Annotated in this window: 19 protein-coding genes; 11 read left to right on the top strand and 8 right to left on the bottom strand. The window is 71.9% G+C overall.

Annotation, left to right across the window (positions count from 1 at the left end; all coding sequences use genetic code 11):
* Nucleotides 1–31: 31 nt before the first annotated feature.
* Nucleotides 32–1,039 (top strand): expansin EXLX1 family cellulose-binding protein, encoded by a 1,008-nt coding sequence (locus ACIBAF_RS12030; protein WP_399463063.1) that lies wholly within the window; start codon nucleotides 32–34, stop codon nucleotides 1,037–1,039.
* A 15-nt stretch (nucleotides 1,040–1,054) separates the two neighbouring features.
* Entirely contained in the window at nucleotides 1,055–1,723 is a 669-nt protein-coding gene (locus ACIBAF_RS12035; RefSeq protein ID WP_399463064.1) for a pyridoxal 5'-phosphate synthase, read from the top strand.
* A 25-nt stretch (nucleotides 1,724–1,748) separates the two neighbouring features.
* Here ACIBAF_RS12035 and ACIBAF_RS12040 read toward each other — a convergent pair whose 3' ends face one another.
* Both ACIBAF_RS12040 and ACIBAF_RS12045 read right to left on the bottom strand, forming a co-directional pair.
* Nucleotides 1,749–2,072, bottom strand: coding sequence for a helix-turn-helix domain-containing protein (locus ACIBAF_RS12040; protein ID WP_399463065.1), 324 nt, complete (start codon nucleotides 2,070–2,072; stop codon nucleotides 1,749–1,751).
* On the bottom strand, nucleotides 2,069–2,584 hold the full coding sequence (locus tag ACIBAF_RS12045) for an ATP-binding protein (protein ID WP_399463066.1): 516 nt from the start codon (nucleotides 2,582–2,584) through the stop codon (nucleotides 2,069–2,071). Before ACIBAF_RS12045 ends, ACIBAF_RS12040 begins: the two co-directional genes overlap by 4 nt.
* Nucleotides 2,585–2,854: 270 nt before the next feature.
* On the opposite strand from ACIBAF_RS12045, the gene ACIBAF_RS12050 reads away from it, so the two are divergent.
* Both ACIBAF_RS12050 and ACIBAF_RS12055 read left to right on the top strand, forming a co-directional pair.
* Nucleotides 2,855–3,706: a Scr1 family TA system antitoxin-like transcriptional regulator gene (locus ACIBAF_RS12050; protein ID WP_399463067.1), complete on the top strand. Its 852-nt coding sequence runs from the start codon at nucleotides 2,855–2,857 to the stop codon at nucleotides 3,704–3,706.
* 10 nt (nucleotides 3,707–3,716) lie between these two features.
* A complete protein-coding gene (locus tag ACIBAF_RS12055) occupies nucleotides 3,717–3,908 on the top strand; it encodes a hypothetical protein (protein ID WP_399463068.1) in 192 nt (63 codons plus the stop codon).
* On the opposite strand, the gene ACIBAF_RS12060 is transcribed toward ACIBAF_RS12055, so the two are convergent.
* Genes ACIBAF_RS12060 through ACIBAF_RS12070 form a run of 3 tightly spaced genes read right to left on the bottom strand, consistent with a single transcriptional unit; the run spans nucleotide 3,877 to nucleotide 5,895 of the window.
* A complete protein-coding gene (locus tag ACIBAF_RS12060; protein WP_399463069.1) occupies nucleotides 3,877–4,776 on the bottom strand; it encodes a GNAT family N-acetyltransferase in 900 nt (299 codons plus the stop codon). The genes ACIBAF_RS12055 and ACIBAF_RS12060 overlap by 32 nt on opposite strands.
* A gap of 52 nt (nucleotides 4,777–4,828) precedes the next feature.
* Nucleotides 4,829–5,476: a GNAT family N-acetyltransferase gene (locus ACIBAF_RS12065; RefSeq protein ID WP_399463070.1), complete on the bottom strand. Its 648-nt coding sequence runs from the start codon at nucleotides 5,474–5,476 to the stop codon at nucleotides 4,829–4,831.
* A 23-nt stretch (nucleotides 5,477–5,499) separates the two neighbouring features.
* Nucleotides 5,500–5,895, bottom strand: a complete 396-nt coding sequence (locus ACIBAF_RS12070; protein WP_399463071.1) for a Zn-ribbon domain-containing OB-fold protein — start codon at nucleotides 5,893–5,895, stop codon at nucleotides 5,500–5,502.
* 213 nt (nucleotides 5,896–6,108) lie between these two features.
* Between ACIBAF_RS12070 and ACIBAF_RS12075 the strand changes: the two genes are divergently transcribed.
* The 5 genes from ACIBAF_RS12075 (at nucleotide 6,109) to ACIBAF_RS12095 (ending at nucleotide 14,436) form a co-directional block, all read left to right on the top strand.
* The gene (locus ACIBAF_RS12075; protein ID WP_399463072.1) at nucleotides 6,109–7,791 is read left to right on the top strand and encodes a subtype B tannase; all 1,683 of its coding nucleotides are present in this window, start codon (nucleotides 6,109–6,111) and stop codon (nucleotides 7,789–7,791) included.
* Between the two features lie 365 nt (nucleotides 7,792–8,156).
* The gene (locus ACIBAF_RS12080) at nucleotides 8,157–9,347 is read left to right on the top strand and encodes a flavin-containing monooxygenase (RefSeq protein WP_399463073.1); all 1,191 of its coding nucleotides are present in this window, start codon (nucleotides 8,157–8,159) and stop codon (nucleotides 9,345–9,347) included.
* A gap of 176 nt (nucleotides 9,348–9,523) precedes the next feature.
* On the top strand, nucleotides 9,524–11,086 hold the full coding sequence (locus tag ACIBAF_RS12085; protein WP_399463074.1) for a flavin monoamine oxidase family protein: 1,563 nt from the start codon (nucleotides 9,524–9,526) through the stop codon (nucleotides 11,084–11,086).
* 184 nt (nucleotides 11,087–11,270) lie between these two features.
* On the top strand, nucleotides 11,271–13,511 hold the full coding sequence (locus tag ACIBAF_RS12090) for an acetate--CoA ligase family protein (protein WP_399463075.1): 2,241 nt from the start codon (nucleotides 11,271–11,273) through the stop codon (nucleotides 13,509–13,511).
* A gap of 133 nt (nucleotides 13,512–13,644) precedes the next feature.
* Complete coding sequence (locus ACIBAF_RS12095; RefSeq protein WP_399463076.1) at nucleotides 13,645–14,436, top strand: enoyl-CoA hydratase/isomerase family protein; 792 nt, start codon at nucleotides 13,645–13,647, stop codon at nucleotides 14,434–14,436.
* A gap of 3 nt (nucleotides 14,437–14,439) precedes the next feature.
* Here ACIBAF_RS12095 and ACIBAF_RS12100 read toward each other — a convergent pair whose 3' ends face one another.
* Nucleotides 14,440–15,444 carry a hypothetical protein gene (locus ACIBAF_RS12100; RefSeq protein ID WP_399463077.1) on the bottom strand — a complete coding sequence of 335 codons (1,005 nt, stop codon included), beginning with the start codon at nucleotides 15,442–15,444 and terminating at the stop codon, nucleotides 14,440–14,442.
* 90 nt (nucleotides 15,445–15,534) lie between these two features.
* On the opposite strand from ACIBAF_RS12100, the gene ACIBAF_RS12105 reads away from it, so the two are divergent.
* Nucleotides 15,535–16,122, top strand: coding sequence for a flavin reductase family protein (locus ACIBAF_RS12105; protein ID WP_399463078.1), 588 nt, complete (start codon nucleotides 15,535–15,537; stop codon nucleotides 16,120–16,122).
* A gap of 21 nt (nucleotides 16,123–16,143) precedes the next feature.
* Here ACIBAF_RS12105 and ACIBAF_RS12110 read toward each other — a convergent pair whose 3' ends face one another.
* Both ACIBAF_RS12110 and ACIBAF_RS12115 read right to left on the bottom strand, forming a co-directional pair.
* Entirely contained in the window at nucleotides 16,144–17,682 is a 1,539-nt protein-coding gene (locus ACIBAF_RS12110; protein ID WP_399463079.1) for a multicopper oxidase family protein, read from the bottom strand.
* Between the two features lie 128 nt (nucleotides 17,683–17,810).
* Complete coding sequence (locus ACIBAF_RS12115; protein WP_399463080.1) at nucleotides 17,811–18,227, bottom strand: winged helix-turn-helix transcriptional regulator; 417 nt, start codon at nucleotides 18,225–18,227, stop codon at nucleotides 17,811–17,813.
* Between the two features lie 95 nt (nucleotides 18,228–18,322).
* Here ACIBAF_RS12115 and ACIBAF_RS12120 point away from each other — a divergent pair, with 95 nt between their 5' ends.
* Entirely contained in the window at nucleotides 18,323–19,261 is a 939-nt protein-coding gene (locus ACIBAF_RS12120; RefSeq protein ID WP_399463081.1) for an NADP-dependent oxidoreductase, read from the top strand.
* The last annotated feature ends 531 nt before the right edge of the window (nucleotides 19,262–19,792 follow it).

Raw genomic sequence — 19,792 nt, forward strand, 5'->3', positions numbered from 1 at the left:
GTGCTCCGCCGAACCGCGTAAGGATTCATCCGTGGCATCCTCCTCGCACCGACGATCCCGCCGCCCAGAGCGCCGCCCCGAGAGGCGCACGGGCCGCGTCCCCATGGTGACCGTGGTCGCCGTGGCGGCCGTAGCGCTCGTCGTGTCGCTGGTCGTGGCCTTCCGCCCCGACGGCGGGGGCGACGGCGGGGCGGGCACGGTCAAGCCGGTGGCCGGCGCTGAGGCGAGCGGGTCGCCGACGGCCGCGGCGGACACGGCGGCATCCGCGTCACCGACGCCTTCGACGGCGTCTGCGACGACTAGCCCGACGGCCGGCGGGACGACGTCGCCCTCCGCCACCCCGTCCAAGTCCAAGCGGCCCGCGGCCAAGCCCGCCGCGCCTGCCGCGCCCGCCGCCCGGACGGCGTCCGGCTCGGCCCCGCAGGCCGGGCGCATCCAGCCCGGCACCAGCTACCAGGGCATCGCCACCTCCTACGACATCGGAAACGGCGACGGCTCCTGCTCCTACGGCCCGACCTCGGACGTCATGACCGCGGCGATGAACACGGCGGACTACGAGACGTCGAAGGCGTGCGGCGCGTACGTCCTGGTCCGTGCGACGGGCGGGGCGTCCATCACGGTGCGGATCACCAACGAATGCCCGGCACCCTGCCAGCCGGGCCAACTCGACCTGAGCCGACAGGCGTTCGCGAAGCTCGCTCCCCTCTCGGCGGGCCGGATCCCGATCACGTGGAGCCTGCTGAGCCCGGCCACGTCCGACACGATCTCGATCCGCTACAAGACCGGCTCCACCCAGTACTGGTGCGGCATCCAGGCGATCGGCCACCGCAACCCGCTGGCCCGTCTGGAGGTCCGCGCGAACGGCTCCTGGCTCGCGCTGCCCCGCACCGGGTACAACTACTTCCTCTCCGAGCAGGGCCGCGGATGCGGCGGAACGATCAGGCTCACCGACATCTACGGGGAACAACTGACGGTCGAGGGGATCGCCGTCCGCCCGGAGACGGTGCAGCCGACCCGGGTCCAGTTCGCCCGGCACTGACCTGATACTCGGAGCATGGCTACCGATCTTCATGAGCTGCTCAAGTCGCTGCGGGTCTGGGACCCGGAGACGACGAACCTGCCGCCCTTCGACCCGACGACCGCCCCCGAGGACCCCCTCCCCCTCTTCATGGAGTGGTTCGCGGACGCCGTGGCGGCCGGTGAGACCGAGCCGCACACGATGACGCTGTCGACGTCGGACGAGGAGGGTCTGCCCGACGGCCGCATCGTGATGCTGCACGGCGCCGACGCCCACGGCTGGGCCTTCGCGACCCACGCGACCAGCCGCAAGGGCCGCCACCTCGCCGCCCGCCCCTACGCCGCGCTCACCTTCTACTGGCCGGTGCAGGGACGCCAGATCCGTGTCCGCGGCCCGGTCGCCGTGGCTCCGGCCGAGGAGGCGCAGACCGACCTGCACGTCCGCTCGACGGGCGCGCTGGCCGCTGCGCTGACCGGACGGCAGAGTGAAGTGCTGGGCTCGATGGAGGAGTTGGCGGCGGCATCGGCGGAGGCCTGGGAACAGGCCGCGAGGGAACCGAAGTCGCAGGCCCCCTCCTGGACCCTCTACCGCCTGCGACCGGACACGGTGGAGTTCTTCCAGGGCGACGCGCGGCGGCGGCACGTACGACTGGCATACCGGCGGGAGGCTGCAGGAAGCTGGGCCAGGGAACTGCTCTGGCCTTGAGCGACGTGCGCACACGTCCGTACGGTCAGGCAGCGCGTTCCTCGAACGCCACCGTGTTGTGCCCGTCGGAGACGACACGCAGGTCCACGGTGACATCCAGCGCCGCCGCCAGTCTGACCAGCAGGTCCGCCGTGAGCGGCAGCATCCCGCCGAGCTCGATGGTCTCCACGTCACCGGAGGCCATCCCAAGGCGCTCGCCCAGCCCTGCCTGAGTCAGCCCGAGGGCCACGCGACGATCGTGCACCAGCTGCCCCAAGGCGAGCGCCAGCCGAATCTGCTCCCGCTCGGCGACGACCTCCGGAGGCTCGACATGACCCTCGGCAGCCCGCCGTCGCCTTGACGACGTCACCTCGACGAGCGTCGCTCGCGCAGGTAGTCGCAGGCTCCCGCGCGTGGCAGTACCGCCCACATGCGGGTGCCGCCGCCCGGTTCACGGCCGCCGCCGATCCCCCAGTCCCCGCAGCACGTTCGCACGACGCGGTCCAGCACGCGCAGGGACACGCGTCGGGACAGGTCGCAGGCGGCGCCCAGGCGGGCGTGGGCGTGGCGGGGGTGGCCGTCGTAGAGGGTGACGCGCAAAGCTTCGTCGCGGTAGCGGATGGACACGTACACGTTGGCCGTGGAGGAGAAACGGCAGGCACAGGCGGCCAGTTCGCTCACGACCTGCACGGTCGCGTCGGTGGCCTCGGCGAGGTCGTGCGCGTGGAGGATCGTACGGGTTGCCGCGCGGGCGATACCGGGACTTCGTGGGGTGGCGGGCAGCGTGAGGCTGTAGGCGAGGGCCTCCGGGCGGGCCGGCGAGAAGGGGGCGTCGACGGGGGCGAGGGTCGGGGACTGGCAGGACGCGATATCGAAATGCACGGCAACTCCCTTGTGCGTGGGGAAGGTTGAAGACCCCGGTGGCCTGTCACCCTGACGCGGGCCCACCCCTCCCAGGGGAGGAGACGACGGGCGGACACGCGTGATGCGCTTCCGGGACGGCTGTAACGGCTCTGTGGTCGACCTGTTGCAGACTGTAGGGGAAGCGCGTGGAAAATTGCCACCGAATCAACGGACTTGCCACCAATACGGGTGGACCGGTGCAGCGAAAAAGGGGCAGACTGACGCCGCGACCACTGGAGGAACTGACACATGCCGCCAAGGGCAACACCCAGCGAGCGCCAGAAGCGACTGGGCGCCGAGCTGCGAAAAATGCGTCTCGCAGCACAGGTGACCACGGAGTACGCCGCAGGGGTCCTCGGGACCGACCGGACGAAGATCTCCAACATCGAGGCCGGCGTCCGGATCATCACGCCGGAACGTCTACGAACCCTCGCCTGCAACTACGAATGCCGCGACCACGCGTACGTCGACGCGCTGGCCGACATGGCCGCCGACAACACGCGCGGCTGGTGGGACACCTACCGGGGTCAACTCCCCGCAGCCCTCATGGACATCGCGGAGTTGGAATGGCACGCCCGGCACATACGGGCGGGCCTGGCCATGCACGTTCCGGGTCTCCTCCAGACCGACGCCTACGCCCGCACACTCTTCGCCGCCGCCCTGCCTCCCCTGTCGCCGGGTGAGGTCGAACTTCGCGTGGCCCTGCGCATGCAACGCCAGCAGGTGCTGCACCGCGACAACTCCGTCACCTACGTCGGATACGTGCACGAGGCCGCCCTGCGCGTCGAGTTCGGCGGCGTCAAGATCATGCGTGCTCAGCTCGAACGCCTCTGTGAGCTGTCCGAGCTGGAGAACATCGAGGTACAGGTGATCCCGTTCCGGGCCGGGGCCTTCCCCGGAGCCGGGCAAGCCGTGATCTATGCGGGAGGACCGGTGCCTCAACTCGACACCGTGGAACTCGACTCGGCCCACGGACCCGAGTTCCTGCACGGTCAGTCCCAACTCGACAAATACCGCGCGCACCTTGACTGGATGGAAGCGGCATCACTGCCGTCCGCTGAGTCACGCGACTTCATGCGCAACATCGCCAGCCACCTCTGAGGAGCCCCCCATGAACCAGATCACCTGGGAAGAGCCCTACTGCGCCGAAGGCGCCAACTGCTTCCGCATAGGCACCGACCCCACCGGCAACGCCTACATCGCCGTCGCCGGGCAGGAAGAGAACCCCCTCACCGACACCCACGACGCTCTCCGCGCCCTCATCCTCGAAATCAAGGCAGGCAAGGCGGACCACCTGCTGTAGGCAAGCACGGGAACTCGTACACCGCGAAGTCCGCCACCGGCCGGTAGCCGATCCGTTGGTAGAGGCCGTTGCTCGTCGGGTTCGCCAGGTCGGTGAAGAGGAGGACCTCCGCCGCGCCCGAGGCCAGCGCAGCGCGGCTCACCTCGGCCGTCGCCGCGCCCGCGTAGCCGCGGCCCCGCAGCTCGGCCGGGGTGTAGACGGGGGCCACCCTGATCTGGCCGGCCACCTCCGGGGTGACACCGGCCATGGCGACGGGGGCGCCGTCGGGTGTCTCCCAGAGGGTGATTCCGCCGTAGGCGATCCGGGAGTCGGCCCAGGCTCCGCTGTCCTGGGCGGCACCCGCGCCGACCTGGTCCATGAACTCGGCGTACCACCGGACCAGTCGGGCGCGGTCGGCCGCGGTGGCGACCCGCGCACGGCCGGGAGGGGACGGCTTCGGGGACGTCAACTCACCCAAGCGGTAGAGGCGTTGGCGTTCGTACAAGTGCGGCTCGGCACCTGTCCGCCGCTGCCACGCCTGCGCGAAGGCGGCCGCGGTGTCGCGGTCGGCGGACACGCCGGGCAGGTGGTGCCCGAGGGAAGCCAGCCTCGCTGCCAGGGCGTCGGCCTCCTCCGCCGTCAGGGAGGTGGGATAGATCCGGTGCGGGGGCGTGCGGAAGAACACGGCGCGGATCCCGCCGTCCCCCGAGTCCAGCGTGCCGAAGAGGGGATCCCCGTCGCCGTACACGTGCAGGCCCCTGCGCCGCAGACCCTCGGTCACGGTCAGCGGGACCGTGTGCAGGGCGGGGCGGGAGTGCAGGAAGTCACCGGCGCGGTCGAGGAACGCGTCGAGGTCGTGGGTGAGATGCCAGTCGTCGGGGCGTCGCATGCCCTCATGGTCGCGCCCGGGCGCCGGTGACCGCCTCCGGATTACGCCGCGTTCACGGCGCCTCCGGCTCCGGGTCCGTCGCCGTCTTCAGCTCCAACTCCGGCTCCGGGTCCGTCGCGAGGCGTCCGTGCAGGTGGACGTCACGGAACGCGTCGCGGCGGGCCGATTCCCACATCGCGCCGCGCAGGGTCCCCTCGTACCGGAACCCGCAGCGCTCGGCGACCCGGCAGGAGGCTTCGTGGCCGAGCGCGTGGCCCAACTCCAGGCGGTGCAGGCCGACCTCGGTGAACGCCCAGCGCGAAGCGAGCAGCAGGGAACGGGTCGCGACATGCCGGCCGCGCGCCTCCGGCAGAACCCAGTAGCCGACTCTGGCGACGCTCAGCACGCGGTCGATCGTGTGGACGGCGATCTGCCCGAGGATCGTGCCGTCGGCGCTGTCCGTGACGCAATACGACATGGAGCTCCCGGCCGCGCCGTCCACGCTCCTGGCCTTCACCGCTTTCAGGGCTTCCCGGGCGCCGGCGGTGTCGGTGATCGTCCGCAGCGGGGTGTTCCAGCGCCGGAAGGCGGGGTCGAGGTGCCCGCGCAGCCAGGCGTCCACATCGGTGGCGGACTCCGGGTCCCAGGGCCGCAGGGTCAGTCCGTGGCCGTGGAGACCGGTGACGAGGGGGGCCGGGTGCGGCTCACGTATGTCGGTCATCCGGCCATTGAACACCCGGTGTTTCAGGTCGCGGGCCGGAACACCGGCGCCCCTTCGCGGAACGCGACGGTCAGTTCCAGCCCCGCCCGCAGCCCCCCGGGGTCGGCCCCCACCACCTCCGTGGACATGCGCGGCCCCTCCGCCAGGTCGACCACCGCCGCGACGTACGGCGTCCGCTGCCCGAAGGGCGGCAGGTCGTTGCGGTGGACGACGGACCAGGTGTAGAGGGTGGCCAGGCCGCTCGCGTCCTCCCAGGTCACGTCCTCGCTCCAGCAGTGCGGGCAGAACTCCCGGGGGTAGTGGTGGGCCCGGGCGCAGGCCCCGCAGCGCCGGATCAGGAGCCGGCCCTCGGCGGCCGCGTCCCAGTAGGCGCGGGTGAAGGCGTCGGCCTCGGGGACGTCGTAGCGCTGTGCCGTCATAGATCTGACGGTACGTCAGACAATGGGATCCGGGAACCCCGCGCCTTTCGCATGAGAGAAGCCTGTGCGCCTGCCGTGAACCTGTGCGTCCCCCGTGAATGCCCCGCAGATTGTTGACGATTTTGTCGGCCACAACTTACGTTCGCAACCACAAGCCAGTCAGCACGCCAGTCGGCACGTCAGTCAGCACGCCATCCGCAGAGGGGCAGCATCGTGAAGCACAGGGCAGTCAAGCGCAGGTCGGTCGTCTTGGGGCTCGGCGCCACCGCGGGCGTCGCGGCAGTGGGCGGCATCGCCCTGAACGCGCAGGCGTCCGACGGCACCTCGTCCACGTCGGCCTCGTCCTCCGCGTCGTCCGCCTCGGGCCCCCTGGTCTTCGCCCCCGACGGCTACACGGAGCTGACGGCGACGGTCACGGACACCGACGGCGACGAGCACACCGTGAAGTACCACTTCTGGAAGGCGATCACCTACGTCGCCAACCCGGTCGACGAGAAGTACCAGAGCCTGAACGTCAGCGTGCCGGTCGAGATCGACGGCACGGCGGTCGACGCGAGCGACGCGCCGATCCTGCTCGCGAACACCGTCGGCGGCTACATGCCGTCCACGGTCACGGAAGCCACCGGGGTCGGCGCGTCCGGCGCTCCCGTCGGCGGCGGCATGGGCGGCGGCGCCGGCGGCGGCACGACCTCCGCCGACCCCGCGCCCAGCGCATCCGCATCCGCATCCGCATCCCCCTCGGCCCCCGGCGCCAACGGGAACACCAACGCCAACGGCGGCGCCCTCAACACCAACCAGTACCTGGCCCTGGGCGCGGGATACGTCGTCATCGAGCCCGGTGCCCGCGGCCGCACCCTCAAGAACTCCGCCGGTGAGTACTACGGCGTGGCTCCCGCGGTGATCGTCGACCTCAAGGCCGCCGTGCGGTACATACGGGCCAACAAGGGCCGTATCCCCGGCGACACCGACCGGATCGTCTCCGCCGGCACCAGTGCGGGCGGCGCCGTGTCCGCGCTCCTCGGCGCGTCCGGCGACAGCCCGCTCTACGACAGGTACCTCAAGGAGCTCGGCGCGGCCGACGCCTCCGACGCGATCTTCGCGACCGGCGCCTGGTGTCCGATCACCGACCTGGAGCACGCCGACGGCGCCTACGAGTGGAACTGGGGCGGCAACGCCCTCAAGACCGGCACGCAGGTCGACCAGACCGTGTCGAAGGCCCTCCGGTCGCAGTTCGCCGAGTACCAGGCCGGGCTGAAGCTCAAGGGCCTGAACCGCTTCGGCGCGCTCAACGCCCGCAACTACGACGAGTACCTGGTCAAGCAGTATCTGGAGCCGTCGGCCACCGCCTACCTCACCGCCCTCTCGGACGCCGACCGCGCTACCTACCTCGCCGCCAACACCTTCATCACCTGGAAGAACGGCAAGGCCACGTTCTCCTGGGCGGACTTCCTCACCCACGTGGGCGCGCGCAAGAAGACCACCCCGGCCTTCGACGCCTTCGACCTGTCGACGGGCGAGAACAACCTGTTCGGCAAGGGCGCCACGATCACCCGTCACTTCACGGCGTACGGCCTGAAGAACGACACCACCGGGGTCACCGCCAAGCGCCTCGACAGCGACATCCCCGAGGTGCTGCGGCTGATGAACCCGATGCACTTCCTGACCGGCAAGCCCAACGCGGGCCGCAGCAAGCACTGGTGGATCCGCCTCGGCACGAAGGACTCCGACACCTCGCTGACGGTCTCGGCCAACCTCGCCGCCGCCGCGAACGGCCTCGGCGACGACGTCAACCACCTCTACTACTGGGACGAGGGCCACGGCGCCAACACCGACCCCGGCGACTTCATCACCTGGATCGCCAAGGTGACCGGCCACAAGACCAAGGTCAAGAAGTAGTCGTCCCCGCGCCTCCCGGCCCCTCCGGCAGGCACCCTGAACGCGGTGGTGTCCGTTTCCCGTCATAAGTCACCGACGCCTCCGCCCACGACGCCTGGCCCGAACACACCCGGGCCGGGCGTCGCCCCCTTCCCGGCCCGCCACGCGTCCCTCCCGGCCCGCCACGCGTCCCTCCCGGCCCGCCACGCGTCCCTCCCGGCCGTCGCGCCCTTGCCGCCCCCGGCCCGCCGTCTTTTCCCTTCGCGCACAACCAGGTGGCCTACGTCACAAGCCCCACCCACACCTCCCCCACACGTGATCGATCCGCAACCAATTCCCCTCTTGACCGAGACCCATCAATCGCGCACGTGATTACGCTCGCGCTCATGGAAGACTCCGCACCGCGCCCGGCCCCCCGGACGATCACCACCGCGAACCCGGCCGACCGCCCCGTCTACGTCATCGGCGGCGGCCCCGGCGGTCTCGCCACCGCATATGCGCTGCGTGCCCAGGGCATACGCGCCGTCGTCGTGGAGAAGGCCGACGGGGTCGGCGCGTCCTGGCGGCGCCACTACGACCGGCTGCATCTGCACACCACCCGCCGCCTCTCCGCCCTGCCGGGGCTGAAGATGCCGCGCCGGTTCGGCCGTTGGGCGGCCCGCGACGACGTGGTGCGGTACCTGGAGAAGTACGCCGAGGTCCACGAGCTGGAGCTCGTCACCGGCGTCGAGGTCACGCGGGTCGAGCGCACCCCGGACGGCGCCGGCTGGCTGCTGCACGCCACCGGCGGACGCGAGCTGGTCGGCTCGGCGGTCGTCGTCGCCACCGGCTACAACCACACCCCGCTCCTGCCGGACTGGCCCGGCCGCGAGACGTTCACCGGTGACCTCGCGCACGCCGCCGCCTACCGCAGCGGCAAGGAGTACGCCGGACGGGACGTCCTCGTCGTCGGCGTCGGCAACACCGGCGCGGAGATCGCCGTCGACCTGGTGGAGAGCGGTGCGGCCCGGGTGCGGCTGTCCGTGCGCACGGTCCCGCACATCGTGCGGCGTTCGACGGCCGGCTGGGCCGCGCAGTACACGGCCGTCCTGGTACGACGGCTGCCGGTCCGGCTCGTCGACCGGCTCGCGCGGCCCATGGCGAAGCTCAGCGTGCCGGACCTGTCGGCGCACGGCCTGCCCCGCCCGGACACGGGTCTGTACTCCCGCGTCAAGGACGGCGCCATCCCGGTGCAGGACGTCGGTCTGATCGACGCCGTCCGCAAGGGCAAGGTGGAGATCGTGGCCGCCGTGGAGGGCTTCGAGGACGGCGGCAAGATCGCGCTCGCCGACGGCACCCGGATCTCGCCGGAGGCCGTCGTCGCCGCCACCGGATACGTCCGCGCCCTGGAGGGCCTGGTCGGCCACCTCGGCGTGCTCGACGACCGCGGGAGACCCGTGGCCCACGGCGCCCGCGCCCCGAAGGACGCCCCCGGCCTGTACTTCACGGGCTTCACCACCCCCATCAGCGGAACGCTGCGCGAGCTGGCGATCGACGCGGAGAAGATCGCGAAGGCCGTCCGCCGCCAACTTCGGTGACCACCCGTTACTCCCGGTAACTCCGTTAATTCCTCTGCCAGTTACACGTGTGTCAGATGTGCCGAGAGCGTTGTGGCGCGCCCTCGCACGGAGCCAGAATGTGAGCCCTGTTCATCTTTCTGGCTCCATTCTCCGACTCCACCCCTCTCGCTCTCGAAGCTCGACGGAGGACGCACGTGGCAAGTGAAAGACAGCACTCCCCCAGCAGCACCCCCAGCAACGCCCCCGGCAACGCCCCCGGCCTGTCCCGCCGCTCCCTGCTGGGCCGCACCGCCGCCGTGGCCGCCGGCGCCACCGCCCTCACCGCGACCGCCGCCGCCACCCCGGCGTCCGCGGCCACCACGGCCACCACGGCCGCCAGCCGGGACGTCGACGTCGTGATCGTCGGCGGCGGACTCGCCGGCCTCACCACGGCCCGCGACCTGGTCGCCGCCGGGAAGACGGTCACCGTCCTGGAGGCCCGTGACCGCGTCGGCGGCCGGGTCGTGAACCTCGGCCTCGCGAACGGCGGGGTCACCGAGGGCGGCGGCGAGTTCATCGGCCCCACCCAGGACCGCATCAAGGCGCTCGCCGACTCCCTCGGCGTGGGCACCTTCCCCACCTACAACACCGGCAAGAACCTCCTCTACAAGGACGGCAAGAAGACCCCGTACGCCACCGACGGCATCCTCGGCTCGGTCCCGCCCATCGACGCGGCCGGGCTCGCCAACGCCGCGATCGTGCAGGCCTCGCTGGACGACATGGCCAAGCAGGTGCCGGTCGACGCGCCCTGGACCGCCGCCAAGGCCGAGGAGTGGGACCGGCAGACCTTCGAGTCCTGGCTGCGCGCCAACGCCGTCATCCCGTCGGCGAAGTTCCTCCTGGACGTGGCCTGCACCTCGATCTTCTCGGCCGAACCCCGGGAACTCTCCCTCCTGTTCGTCCTCTTCTACATCGCCGCCGCCGGCAACGAGACGACCCCCGGCACCCTGGAACGCCTCACCGAGACCGCGAACGGCGCCCAGGAACAACGCTTCGTCGGCGGCTCCCAGCAGGTGCCGATCAAGCTCGCCGGCACGCTCGGCGACCGGGTGGCGCTGAACGCGCCGGTGCGCACGGTCACCAGGTCCGGCGGCAAGTACGTCGTGACGGCCGACGGCATCACCGTCACCGCCAAGCGGGTCGTGGTCGCCGTACCCCCGCCGCTGGCCGCCCGCATCACGTACGACCCGCTCCTGCCGGCCGCCCGCGACCAACTCATGCAGCGCCTGCCGATGGCCTCGGTCGGCAAGGCGATCGCGATCTACGACACCCCGTTCTGGCGCGCCGACGGCCTCAACGGCCAGGTCGTCAGCGACACCGGAGTGGTCAGCTCCACCTTCGACAACTCGCCGCCCGACGCCTCCTACGGCGCGCTGATGGGCTTCATCGAGGCGGACGAGGCACGGGCGTACGACGCGGCGAGCGAGGCGGAGGTCAGGGCGGCCGTCCTGAAGGACTACGTCAGGTACTTCGGCGAGAAAGCGGCCTCCCCCACCTCCTTCGTGCTGCAACGCTGGAACAACGAGGCCTACACCCGCGGCGGCCCCGTCTCCATCGCCGCGCCCGGCGTCCTGACGCAGTACGGTCCGGCGCTGCGTGCGCCCGTCGGCGGGATCCACTGGGCCGGGACGGAGACGTCCGTCCACTGGATGGGCTTCATGGACGGAGCCGTGCGGTCGGGCGAGCGGGTGGCGAAGGAGGTGCTGGCGGCGCTGTAGACGGCGCCCCGCAGGCGGCGCCGCGGGCGGCGGCCCGCGCAGGTCCGTTCCTTTCTGTGTGCACGCCCATTCCTGACATCCCGTCAGTTCTGTAATCTGACAGAGCGTCAGTTACTTGACGGTCACCTATGGCAGTCACTCATGGCAGTCATCCATGACAGTCGCACAGGAGCGGGGCGGACCGATGCTTGGATCAACCCACGGCACCCTCACCACCGACTCCCGCCGGGCCCGGGTCATCGCGTGCGGCGAGCAGCCCGGGCCCGCCGTCCACGGCCGGCCGGGCGACGTCGACGACCTCGACGTCAGCGGCCGCCCGCTCTACGCGGCCGTGCCCGACCTGGACCGGTTCTTCCGGCCCGAGTCGGTCGCGGTCGTCGGCGCCTCGGACGCCGAAGGACGCCCGAACACCGGTGTCACCCGGCAACTGGTGGACTGGGCCGAGCGGGTGGGGGCGCGGCTGCATCCCGTGCACCCCACCCGCGAGAGCGTCTTCGGCCTGCCCTGCTTCCCGTCCGTCGCCGAGCTGCCCGAGCAGGTCGACCTGGCGGTGCTGCTGGTCGCCGACCCGCTGCCGGTGATCGAGGAACTCGCCGAGACGAAGGTGAGGTTCGCGGTCGTCTTCGCGTCCGGGTTCGCCGAGACGGGCGAGGAGGGCGCGCTCGCGCAGCAACGCCTCGCGGCGGCGGTCGCCCGCTCCGGCCGGTCCGGCAGCGGCCTACGACTGCTCGGACCCAACACCAACCTCAACGCCTTCGAACGCTTCCGGGACGACCTCAGCGGCCCGTCGATCGCCCTCATCACCCAGTCCGGCCACCAGGGCCGCCCCGTCTTCGCCCTGCAGGAGCTCGGCATCCGCCTCTCCCACTGGGCGCCGACCGGCAACGAGGCCGACCTGGAGACCGCCGACTTCCTCTCCTACTTCGCCGAGCGCCCGGAGGTCGGCGCGATCGCCTGCTACGTGGAGGGGCTGAAGGACGGCCGGTCCTTCCTCCTCGCCGCCGACCGGGCGGCCCGGCGCGGGGTGCCGGTCGTCGCGGTCAAGGTGGGCCGCACCGAGACCGGCGCCCGCACCGCCGCCTCCCACACCGGCAAGCTGACCGGCGCGGACGAGGTCGTCGACGCCGCGATGCGCCAGTACGGCGTGATCCGCGTCGACGGCCTGGACGAACTCCAGGACACCGCAGCCCTGTTGGCACGGGCCCGTCCCCCGCAGGCGGACGGCGTCGTCGTCTACTCCATCTCGGGCGGCACCGGCGCGCACGCGGCCGACCTGGCGACGGCGGCGGGCCTGCGCCTGCCGCCCCTGTCGCCCGCGAAGCAGGCCGAGCTGCACCAGTGGATCCCCGAGTACCTGAACGTGGCGAACCCGGTCGACAACGGCGGCCACCCGGTGGGCGACTGGCGCGGCCGGAAGATCATCGACGCGATCCTCGACGACCCGGCGGTCGGCGTCCTCATCTGCCCGATCACCGGCCCGTTCCCGCCCCTGAGCGACCGCCTGGTCCAGGACCTGGTGGACGCGGCGGAGCGGACGGACAAACTGGTGTGCGTGGTCTGGGGCTCCCCGGTGGGCACGGAACAGGCGTACCGCGACGTGCTGTTGGGCTCCTCCCGGGTGGCGACCTTCCGCACCCTCGCGGGCTGCATCACGGCCGTCCGCGCCCACCTCGACCACCACCGCTTCGTGAGCGACTACCACTCCCCGTTCGACCAGGCCCCGCGCACCCCGTCCCCGTCCTTCCGCAAGGCGCAACTGCTGATGCGGCCGGGCCAACAGCTCAGCGAGCATGCGGCGAAGCAACTGCTGCGGGCGTACGGCATCCGGGTCCCGCGCGAGCAGTTGGTGACCAGCGCGGCGGCGGCCGTACGGGCGGCGGGCCTCGTCGGCTACCCGGTGGTGATGAAGGCGTCCGGCGGGCAGATCGCCCACAAGACCGAGCTGGGCCTGGTGAAGATCGGCCTCACCTCGGCCAGCCAAGTACGCGACGCCTACCGCGAGTTGACCGACATCGCCCGCTACGAGGGCGTGGACCTGGACGGCGTCCTGGTGTGCCAGATGGTCGAGCGGGGCGTGGAGATGGTCGTCGGCGTGACCCACGACGACCTGTTCGGCCCGACGGTGACGGTCGGCCTCGGCGGCGTCCTGGTGGAGGTCCTGCACGACGTCGCCGTCCGTGTCCCGCCGTTCGGCGAGGACCAGGCCCGCGCCATGCTCGCCGAACTGCGCGGCCGAGCCATCCTGGACGGCGTCCGCGGCCGCCCGCCGTCCGACCTGGACGCCCTCGTCGAGGTCGTCCTGCGCGTCCAGCGCATGGCCCTGGAACTCGGCGACGACCTCGCCGAGCTCGACATCAACCCGCTGGTGGTTCTGCCCTGGGGCCAGGGAGCGGTGGCATTGGACGCCCTGGCGGTGTGCCGGTGAGGAGCGCCGTCGCGGACGAGATGCACGTGGCCGACCCGCACGTGGCCGACCCGCACGTGGCCGACCCGCACGTGGCCCGCCCGCACGTGACCGGCCCGCACGTGACCGGCCCGCGCGAGAACGGAGCAGGCCCGTGCCCGAGCCGTGGATAGAGAAGACGACCGACCGCCAGGTCACCCACATCACCCTCAACCGCCCCGAGACCCTCAACGCCCTCACGCCCGACATGCGCGACCACCTGATCGGCCTCTTCGCGGACGCCTCGGCCGACCCGGACGTCCGGGCGGTGGTCCTCACCGGCGCCGGCCGCGGCTTCTGCGCGGGAGCGGACCTGCGAGGCGGCTCCACGGCGGGCGAACGCGTGGCCGGCGACGTGGCCCGCACCCTGCGCCTCGGCGCCCAGCGCCTGATCTCCGCCGTCCTGGACTGCGAGAAACCGGTGACAGCGGCGGTCAACGGCACGGCGGCCGGCCTGGGGGCTCACCTCGCGTTCGCCTGCGACCTGGTCCTGGCGGCCGAGTCGGCCCGCTTCATCGAGGTGTTCGTCCGCCGCGGCCTGGTCCCCGACGCCGGCGGCGCCTACCTCCTCCCCCGCCTGATCGGCCCCCAGCGCGCCAAGGAACTGATGTTCTTCGGCGACGCGCTCACCGCGCCGGACGCCGAACGTCTGGGCCTGGTCAACCGCGTCGTCCCGGACGGGGAGCTGGACAAGACGGCCCGCGCGTGGGCGACCCGCCTGGCCGCGGGCCCCACCCGAGCCCTGGCCCTCACCAAGCAACTCGTCAACGCCTCCCTCGACACGGACCGCACTGCCGCCTTCACCGCCGAGGCCACCGCCCAGGAGATCAACATGACGACAGCGGACGCAGGAGAGGGAGTGGCAAGCTTCGTCGAGCGGCGAGCGGCCGAGTTCAGGGGCCGCTGACGCCTACCGGGCGGCGGCCCGCTTCAGAATCCGCAGCTCCCCGCCGTCCGGGTCCCCGAAGATCACGAACAACTCGGGCGCACGATCCGTCCCGCTGACCCTCCAGGTCGTCTCCTCCCCACAGCCGCTGCCCGTGCCGCTGCCGGCGCTCAGGCGTACGACGACCCGTCCCCGAGCCTCGTACGGTCCTTCCGTCGCATACGTCCAGGCGCCGACGCCGTCGCACACGGCCATGTCCTCGCCCGACCCGAACTCGCCCTCGGCGGGCGTCCTCGCCAACTCGGCCCGTCCGCCCGGCAGGAGCCGCAGCTCCGCCCCGCCGTCGCCGCGCCAGACACCGGCGACCTGCGCGGCGGACAGCTCCGGAGGCTCGTACTCCTCGATCAGGCCCGTGGCGTCGGCCAGGGCCGCGCCCGCGAAGGCGAGCACGCACAGCGCGACGGAGCCCACCCCCGCCCACCACCAGACGCCCCAGGTACTCCAGGCACTCCGGGTGCTCTGGGTGCTCCAGGCACTCCGGGTGCTCTGGGTGCTCTGGGTGCTCCGGGTGCTCCGGAGGGCCTTGCGCCGCGTGTACGCCATCGCGAGGACGGGCAGGACTCCGAGCGCCGCGAGCACCAGGGCGGTGGCGAGGAACGGCCAGTCCCACAGCAGGCCGGTCACCGCGGCCCACCCCAGTGCGACCAGCACGGCACCCAGCAGATGCCGTCCCCAGCGCGGCCACCGGAGTCGGGCCAGGGCGAGGTCGGCCAGGATGACGCCCGGAAGGGTGTGCGTCCAGGCGTGCAGCAGGCCCAGCACCGGCAGGTACACGGGCGCGAAGAGGAACAGGCAGGCGAGGCCGAAGCCGCCGCCGTAGTCGCGGCCGTAGGCGTCGGCGGCCAGGCTGTGGAACCACCACAGGAGAAAGGCGGCCGGGAGCTGTGCCGCCCCGGCCGCGATGGCGGCGACCACCTCGGGTTCCGCCCGCTTCCACCCCGTCTTCGTACGTACGTTCTCCCACCCCATGCCCGCAGCGTACGCACGCGCACCACCGGGTCCTCCCGCGCCCCGCACCCCTTCCCATCTGACACACCGTCAGCTTCAATGGGGAGTGTGATGGGACATGCGGGGATGGCGGCCGCCGCCGTTCGTTACCTGAGGGCAGGGCCGGTCGAGGCATTGCCCCGGCCCGAACTGCGGTGCGTCCGGGAGGACGAACGGGCGCCGGTCGACCAGGGTGAGTTCCGGCGGGTGCTGGGGAGCTTCGCCTCGGGTGTGACGGTGGTGACGGCGCCTGCCGCCGACGGCGAGGACGGGCCCGCGGGCTTCGCCTGTCAGTCGTTCTCCTCGCTCTCCCTCGATCCGCCCCTCGTCGCCTTCATGGTCGGGCGGACGTCCACGACCTGGCCGCGCATCGCCCGCGCGGGCGTCTTCTGCGTCAACGTGCTGAGCGCGGCGCAGGGGCCGTTGTGCCGCGCCTTCGCGAGGAGCGGCACGGACAAGTTCGCGGGCGTCGACCACGACGCCGCCCCGGTCTCGGGCGCCCCCCGCCTCACCGGCACGCTCGCCTGGATCGACTGCACGATCCACGCGGTCCACACGGGCGGCGACCACCTCATCGTCGTCGGCCGGGTGAACGCCCTGGGGGCGGGCGGCGGCGCGGACGAGCAGCCGCTGCTGTTCCACAAGGGCCGGTTCCTCTGACCGGCCCGCTGCCCCTCGGCGTCAGCGCACGTACTCGATGATCTGCATCATGCCTTCGTCGCCGTGCTGGATGTGATGGCAGTGCAGCATGGCGCGGCCGGTGAAGTCCTGGGCGCACAGCAGGAAGGTGACCGTGCCCTGGGGCGGGATGTCGACGGTGTCGTGCCAGACGGGTGTGGCCAGGCGGCGGTTGTCGACGGCGATGAGGAGAAAGTGGTTGGTGTGCAGGTGGAAGGGGTGGTGGCCGTGGCCGCGGCTGCGGGAGTCGTTGGCGACCGTCCACTGCTCGACCTCGCCCAGGCGGATGCGCTGGTTGACGTGGTCGGGTGAGAAGCGGCCCCAGGCGCGATCGTGCCGGCCCGCTGCGGGGTCGGCGGGCGGAGTCTCGCCGTCGCCCAGAATGCGGTAGGCGTTCGGGAAGGCGCCCGGAAAGACGTTCTCGTCGGTGCGGAAGGTCAGCGCGCGGGTGCGGGTGGGCTCGGGCAGGTCGGTGGGCCGGCCGGGCAGGCTTTTCGGCAGCGGCATCGGCTTCGGGCGGGCGTCGCCGGTGACGACGAGCGTCAGCAGCGGCCCGGAGGCGCCGCCGCCGGTCAACCTGTAGGTGCCGGGCTTGCCGCCCCGGATCAGCAGATCGGTTCGCCCGCCCATCGACAGCGTCACACTGGTGGTGGCGACGGGGTTCATGAAGGTGATGCCGTCGCACGCGATCTGGTGCATCTCGTGCCCGCCCAAGCTCAGGAAGTGAGCGCTGAGCGGCCCGGCGTTGACGACCCTCCAGCGCTGCACCTCCCCCGGGGCGATGGTCAGCACGGGGTTCAACGCGCCGTTGACGAGGAAGGTCGAGGCGACGCCGTCGTAGGTGCCCTGCGACGTCAGATCCGGCACCCGCCCGCCGGACACCTTGAGTTCGCTGATGCAGACGACGACGTCCTTGGCGGCGGCGATCTCGGGCACCTGGTCGATGTCGCCCTCGACGATGATCACGCCGCCCATGCCGCCGAGCATTTGGGTCGCCGTGGATCCGTGATGGTGGGGGTGGTACCAGAAAGTGCCGGCCGGATGGCTGTCCGGGACGGTGATGCTGGTGCGGTAGGTCGTGGTGCCTCCGGGCGTTTCGGCGGGCTCGAAGGCACGGAAGACGTTGTCCGCGTCGCCGGTGGGATCCACCTCCATCCCGTGCGTGTGCAGGTTGAAGGTGTTGAAGTGATGCGGGACGTTGACGTCGTCCTGGTGCTTCCCTGTGTTCGGCGGCAGCGCGTTGACCTGCGTGATCTCCAGCAAGTCCCCCGGGCGCACCCGCAGCGTCGGCCCTGGGACCGACCCTTCGTAGGTGCGCGTGACCACGCTGCCGACCCCGGGCACCGCCACCTTGGCGAGCCGGACGGTCAACCGGGTCGCCAGCCTCCCCGACGGCGGTCTCCTGCGCGTCTCCGGCTGCGGAAAGGCGGCGCCGGCCGCCGGCCGCGCCACCGCGTGCGACCCCGTCGCCACAGGGGTCACGGCTGCCCCGGCGGCGACCGTCAGACCCTTCAGCACACCACGACGGTCCAGAGAAGTCATGAATCGCCTCCACGGGCAACAGACGGGCAGCACAACCACGCGTCACGGACTACGGACTGTAGCCATACAATACGTGGAGTAGTCGCCCGGTGGCCGTGCTTGCGCTCGCGTCGGCGAGCCGGGACGGTTCAGAAGGCCGCCCGTGGAGGTTGGCGGGCGGTCCGTTCGTCGAAGTCCTCGCGTGCCGCCCGGATGGCGTCGATGTTCGCCTGCGACCAGTCGGTGATGCTCTGGATCAGTCCGCCCACCTCCTGCCCGAGCCCGGTGAGCCGGTACTCCACACACGGCGGCACGGTCGGGTACACGCTGCGGGTCAGCAGACCCTCGCGCTCCAGCGCGCGCAGGGTCTGGGTCAGCATCTTCGGCGTCACGCCGTCCAGCCGCCGGCGCAGTTCGGCGAACCGCATGGGCCGGCCGTCCTCCAGGGCCACCAGCACCAGCATGGTCCACTTGCCCGCGATCAACTCCAGCACGGCACGGGTCGGGCAGTCGCGGAGAAAGACATCCACGCCACCGTGTTTCCTCAGGTCGAAGCCGGTATCCATAAAGAACCTCGATATCAGACAAGTGCCTTCTTCCGCGCGGACATCGCACAGGCCGACGATGGAACGCATCGCGCCCCGCCGACGAGGAGTCCCTGATGTCCGCCCGTATGCACGCCATCGTCCAGTCCGCGTTCGGCGGTCCCGAGGTGCTCGTCCACACCGAGACCGACGTGCCGGAACCCGGCCCCGGGGAGGTGCTGCTGCGGGTCGCCGGCGCCGGGGTCAACCCGGGCGACGCGGTCCTCAGGGCCGGCCGGGTGCCGGGGCTGGTCACCCTGCCGTGGACGCCGGGCAACGACGTGTCCGGCGTCGTCGAGCGGGTCGGCGAGGGCGTGACACGGTTCGCGCCGGGCGACGAGGTGTACGGGATGCTCGCGGTCACCCGGCATGGCTCGTACGCCGAGTTCACCGCCGTACCGGCCGACGCGCTGGCGCCCGCGCCCAAGAACCTGGACCTGGTGCACGCCGCGGCCGTACCCCTCGTCGCGTTCACCGCCTGGCAGGCGCTGACCGTGCTGGCGCGGGTCCGGCCCGGCGACCGGGTGCTGATCCACGCGGCGGCAGGCGGCGTCGGCCATGTCGCGGTCCAGCTCGCCAAGGAGCTCGGAGCCCATGTCATCGGCACCGCGCGGGCGGCCAACCACGACTTCCTGCGCGGGCTCGGCGCCGACGAACTGATCGACTACACCGCCACCGACTTCCGAACCGCCGTGGCCCCGGTGGACGTCGTCCTGGACCTGGTCGGCGGCGCGTACGGACCGCGTTCCCTCGACGTGCTGCGGCCCGGCGGCCTGCTCGTCGGCGCGTCGATCGACCCCGGAACAGACGAGAAGCAGGCCGCCGACCGCGGCCTGCGCTACGTCTGGGTCACGGCCGAGCCCTCCGGCAAGGTGCTGCAGCAGATCACCGACCGCATCGAATCAGGCCGCCTACAGATCAGGGTCGAACGCGTCTACCCCCTGACCGAAGCCACCACAGCCCACCACGCAATAGAACAAAAACACACCCCAGGAAAAATCATCCTGACCCCCTGACCCCGCCTGACCACCTGCCCCCTTGACCCCGCCTGGCCCCTTGACCAGCCGGGGCGGAGGCACGGCCGGGGCGCTGTCACGAGCAGGGTGTGTCACGGCCAGGGCGAGCGCACGGCCGGGGCGCTGTCACGAGCAGGGTGTGTCACGGCCGGGGCGGTGGCACGGCCGGGGCGGAGGCACGAGCAGGGTGTGTCACGGCCAGGGCGAGCGCACGGCCGGGGCGCTGTCACGAGCGGGGTGTGCCACGGCCGGGGCGAGCGCACGGCCGGGGGGCAACGCGACCGGGGCAGCGCGACCGGGGCGGGGTCACGCCCGAGCGGCACCACGGCCGAGGGTGCCACCGCCGAAAGCGCCACCGCCGGGGCGTCACGGCTGAGGTGCCGCGCCCGGGCGGCATCGCGGCCGGGGGGCGCCACCGCCGGGGGCGTCACGGCCGGGAGGCACAACCGCCGGGGGCGTCACGGCCGGGAGGCACAACCGCCGGGGGCGTCACGGCCGGGAGGCACAACCGCCGGGGGCGTCACGGCCGGG

This window comes from Streptomyces sp. NPDC051677 (genome assembly GCF_044453465.1).
Lineage (GTDB): Bacteria > Actinomycetota > Actinomycetes > Streptomycetales > Streptomycetaceae > Streptomyces.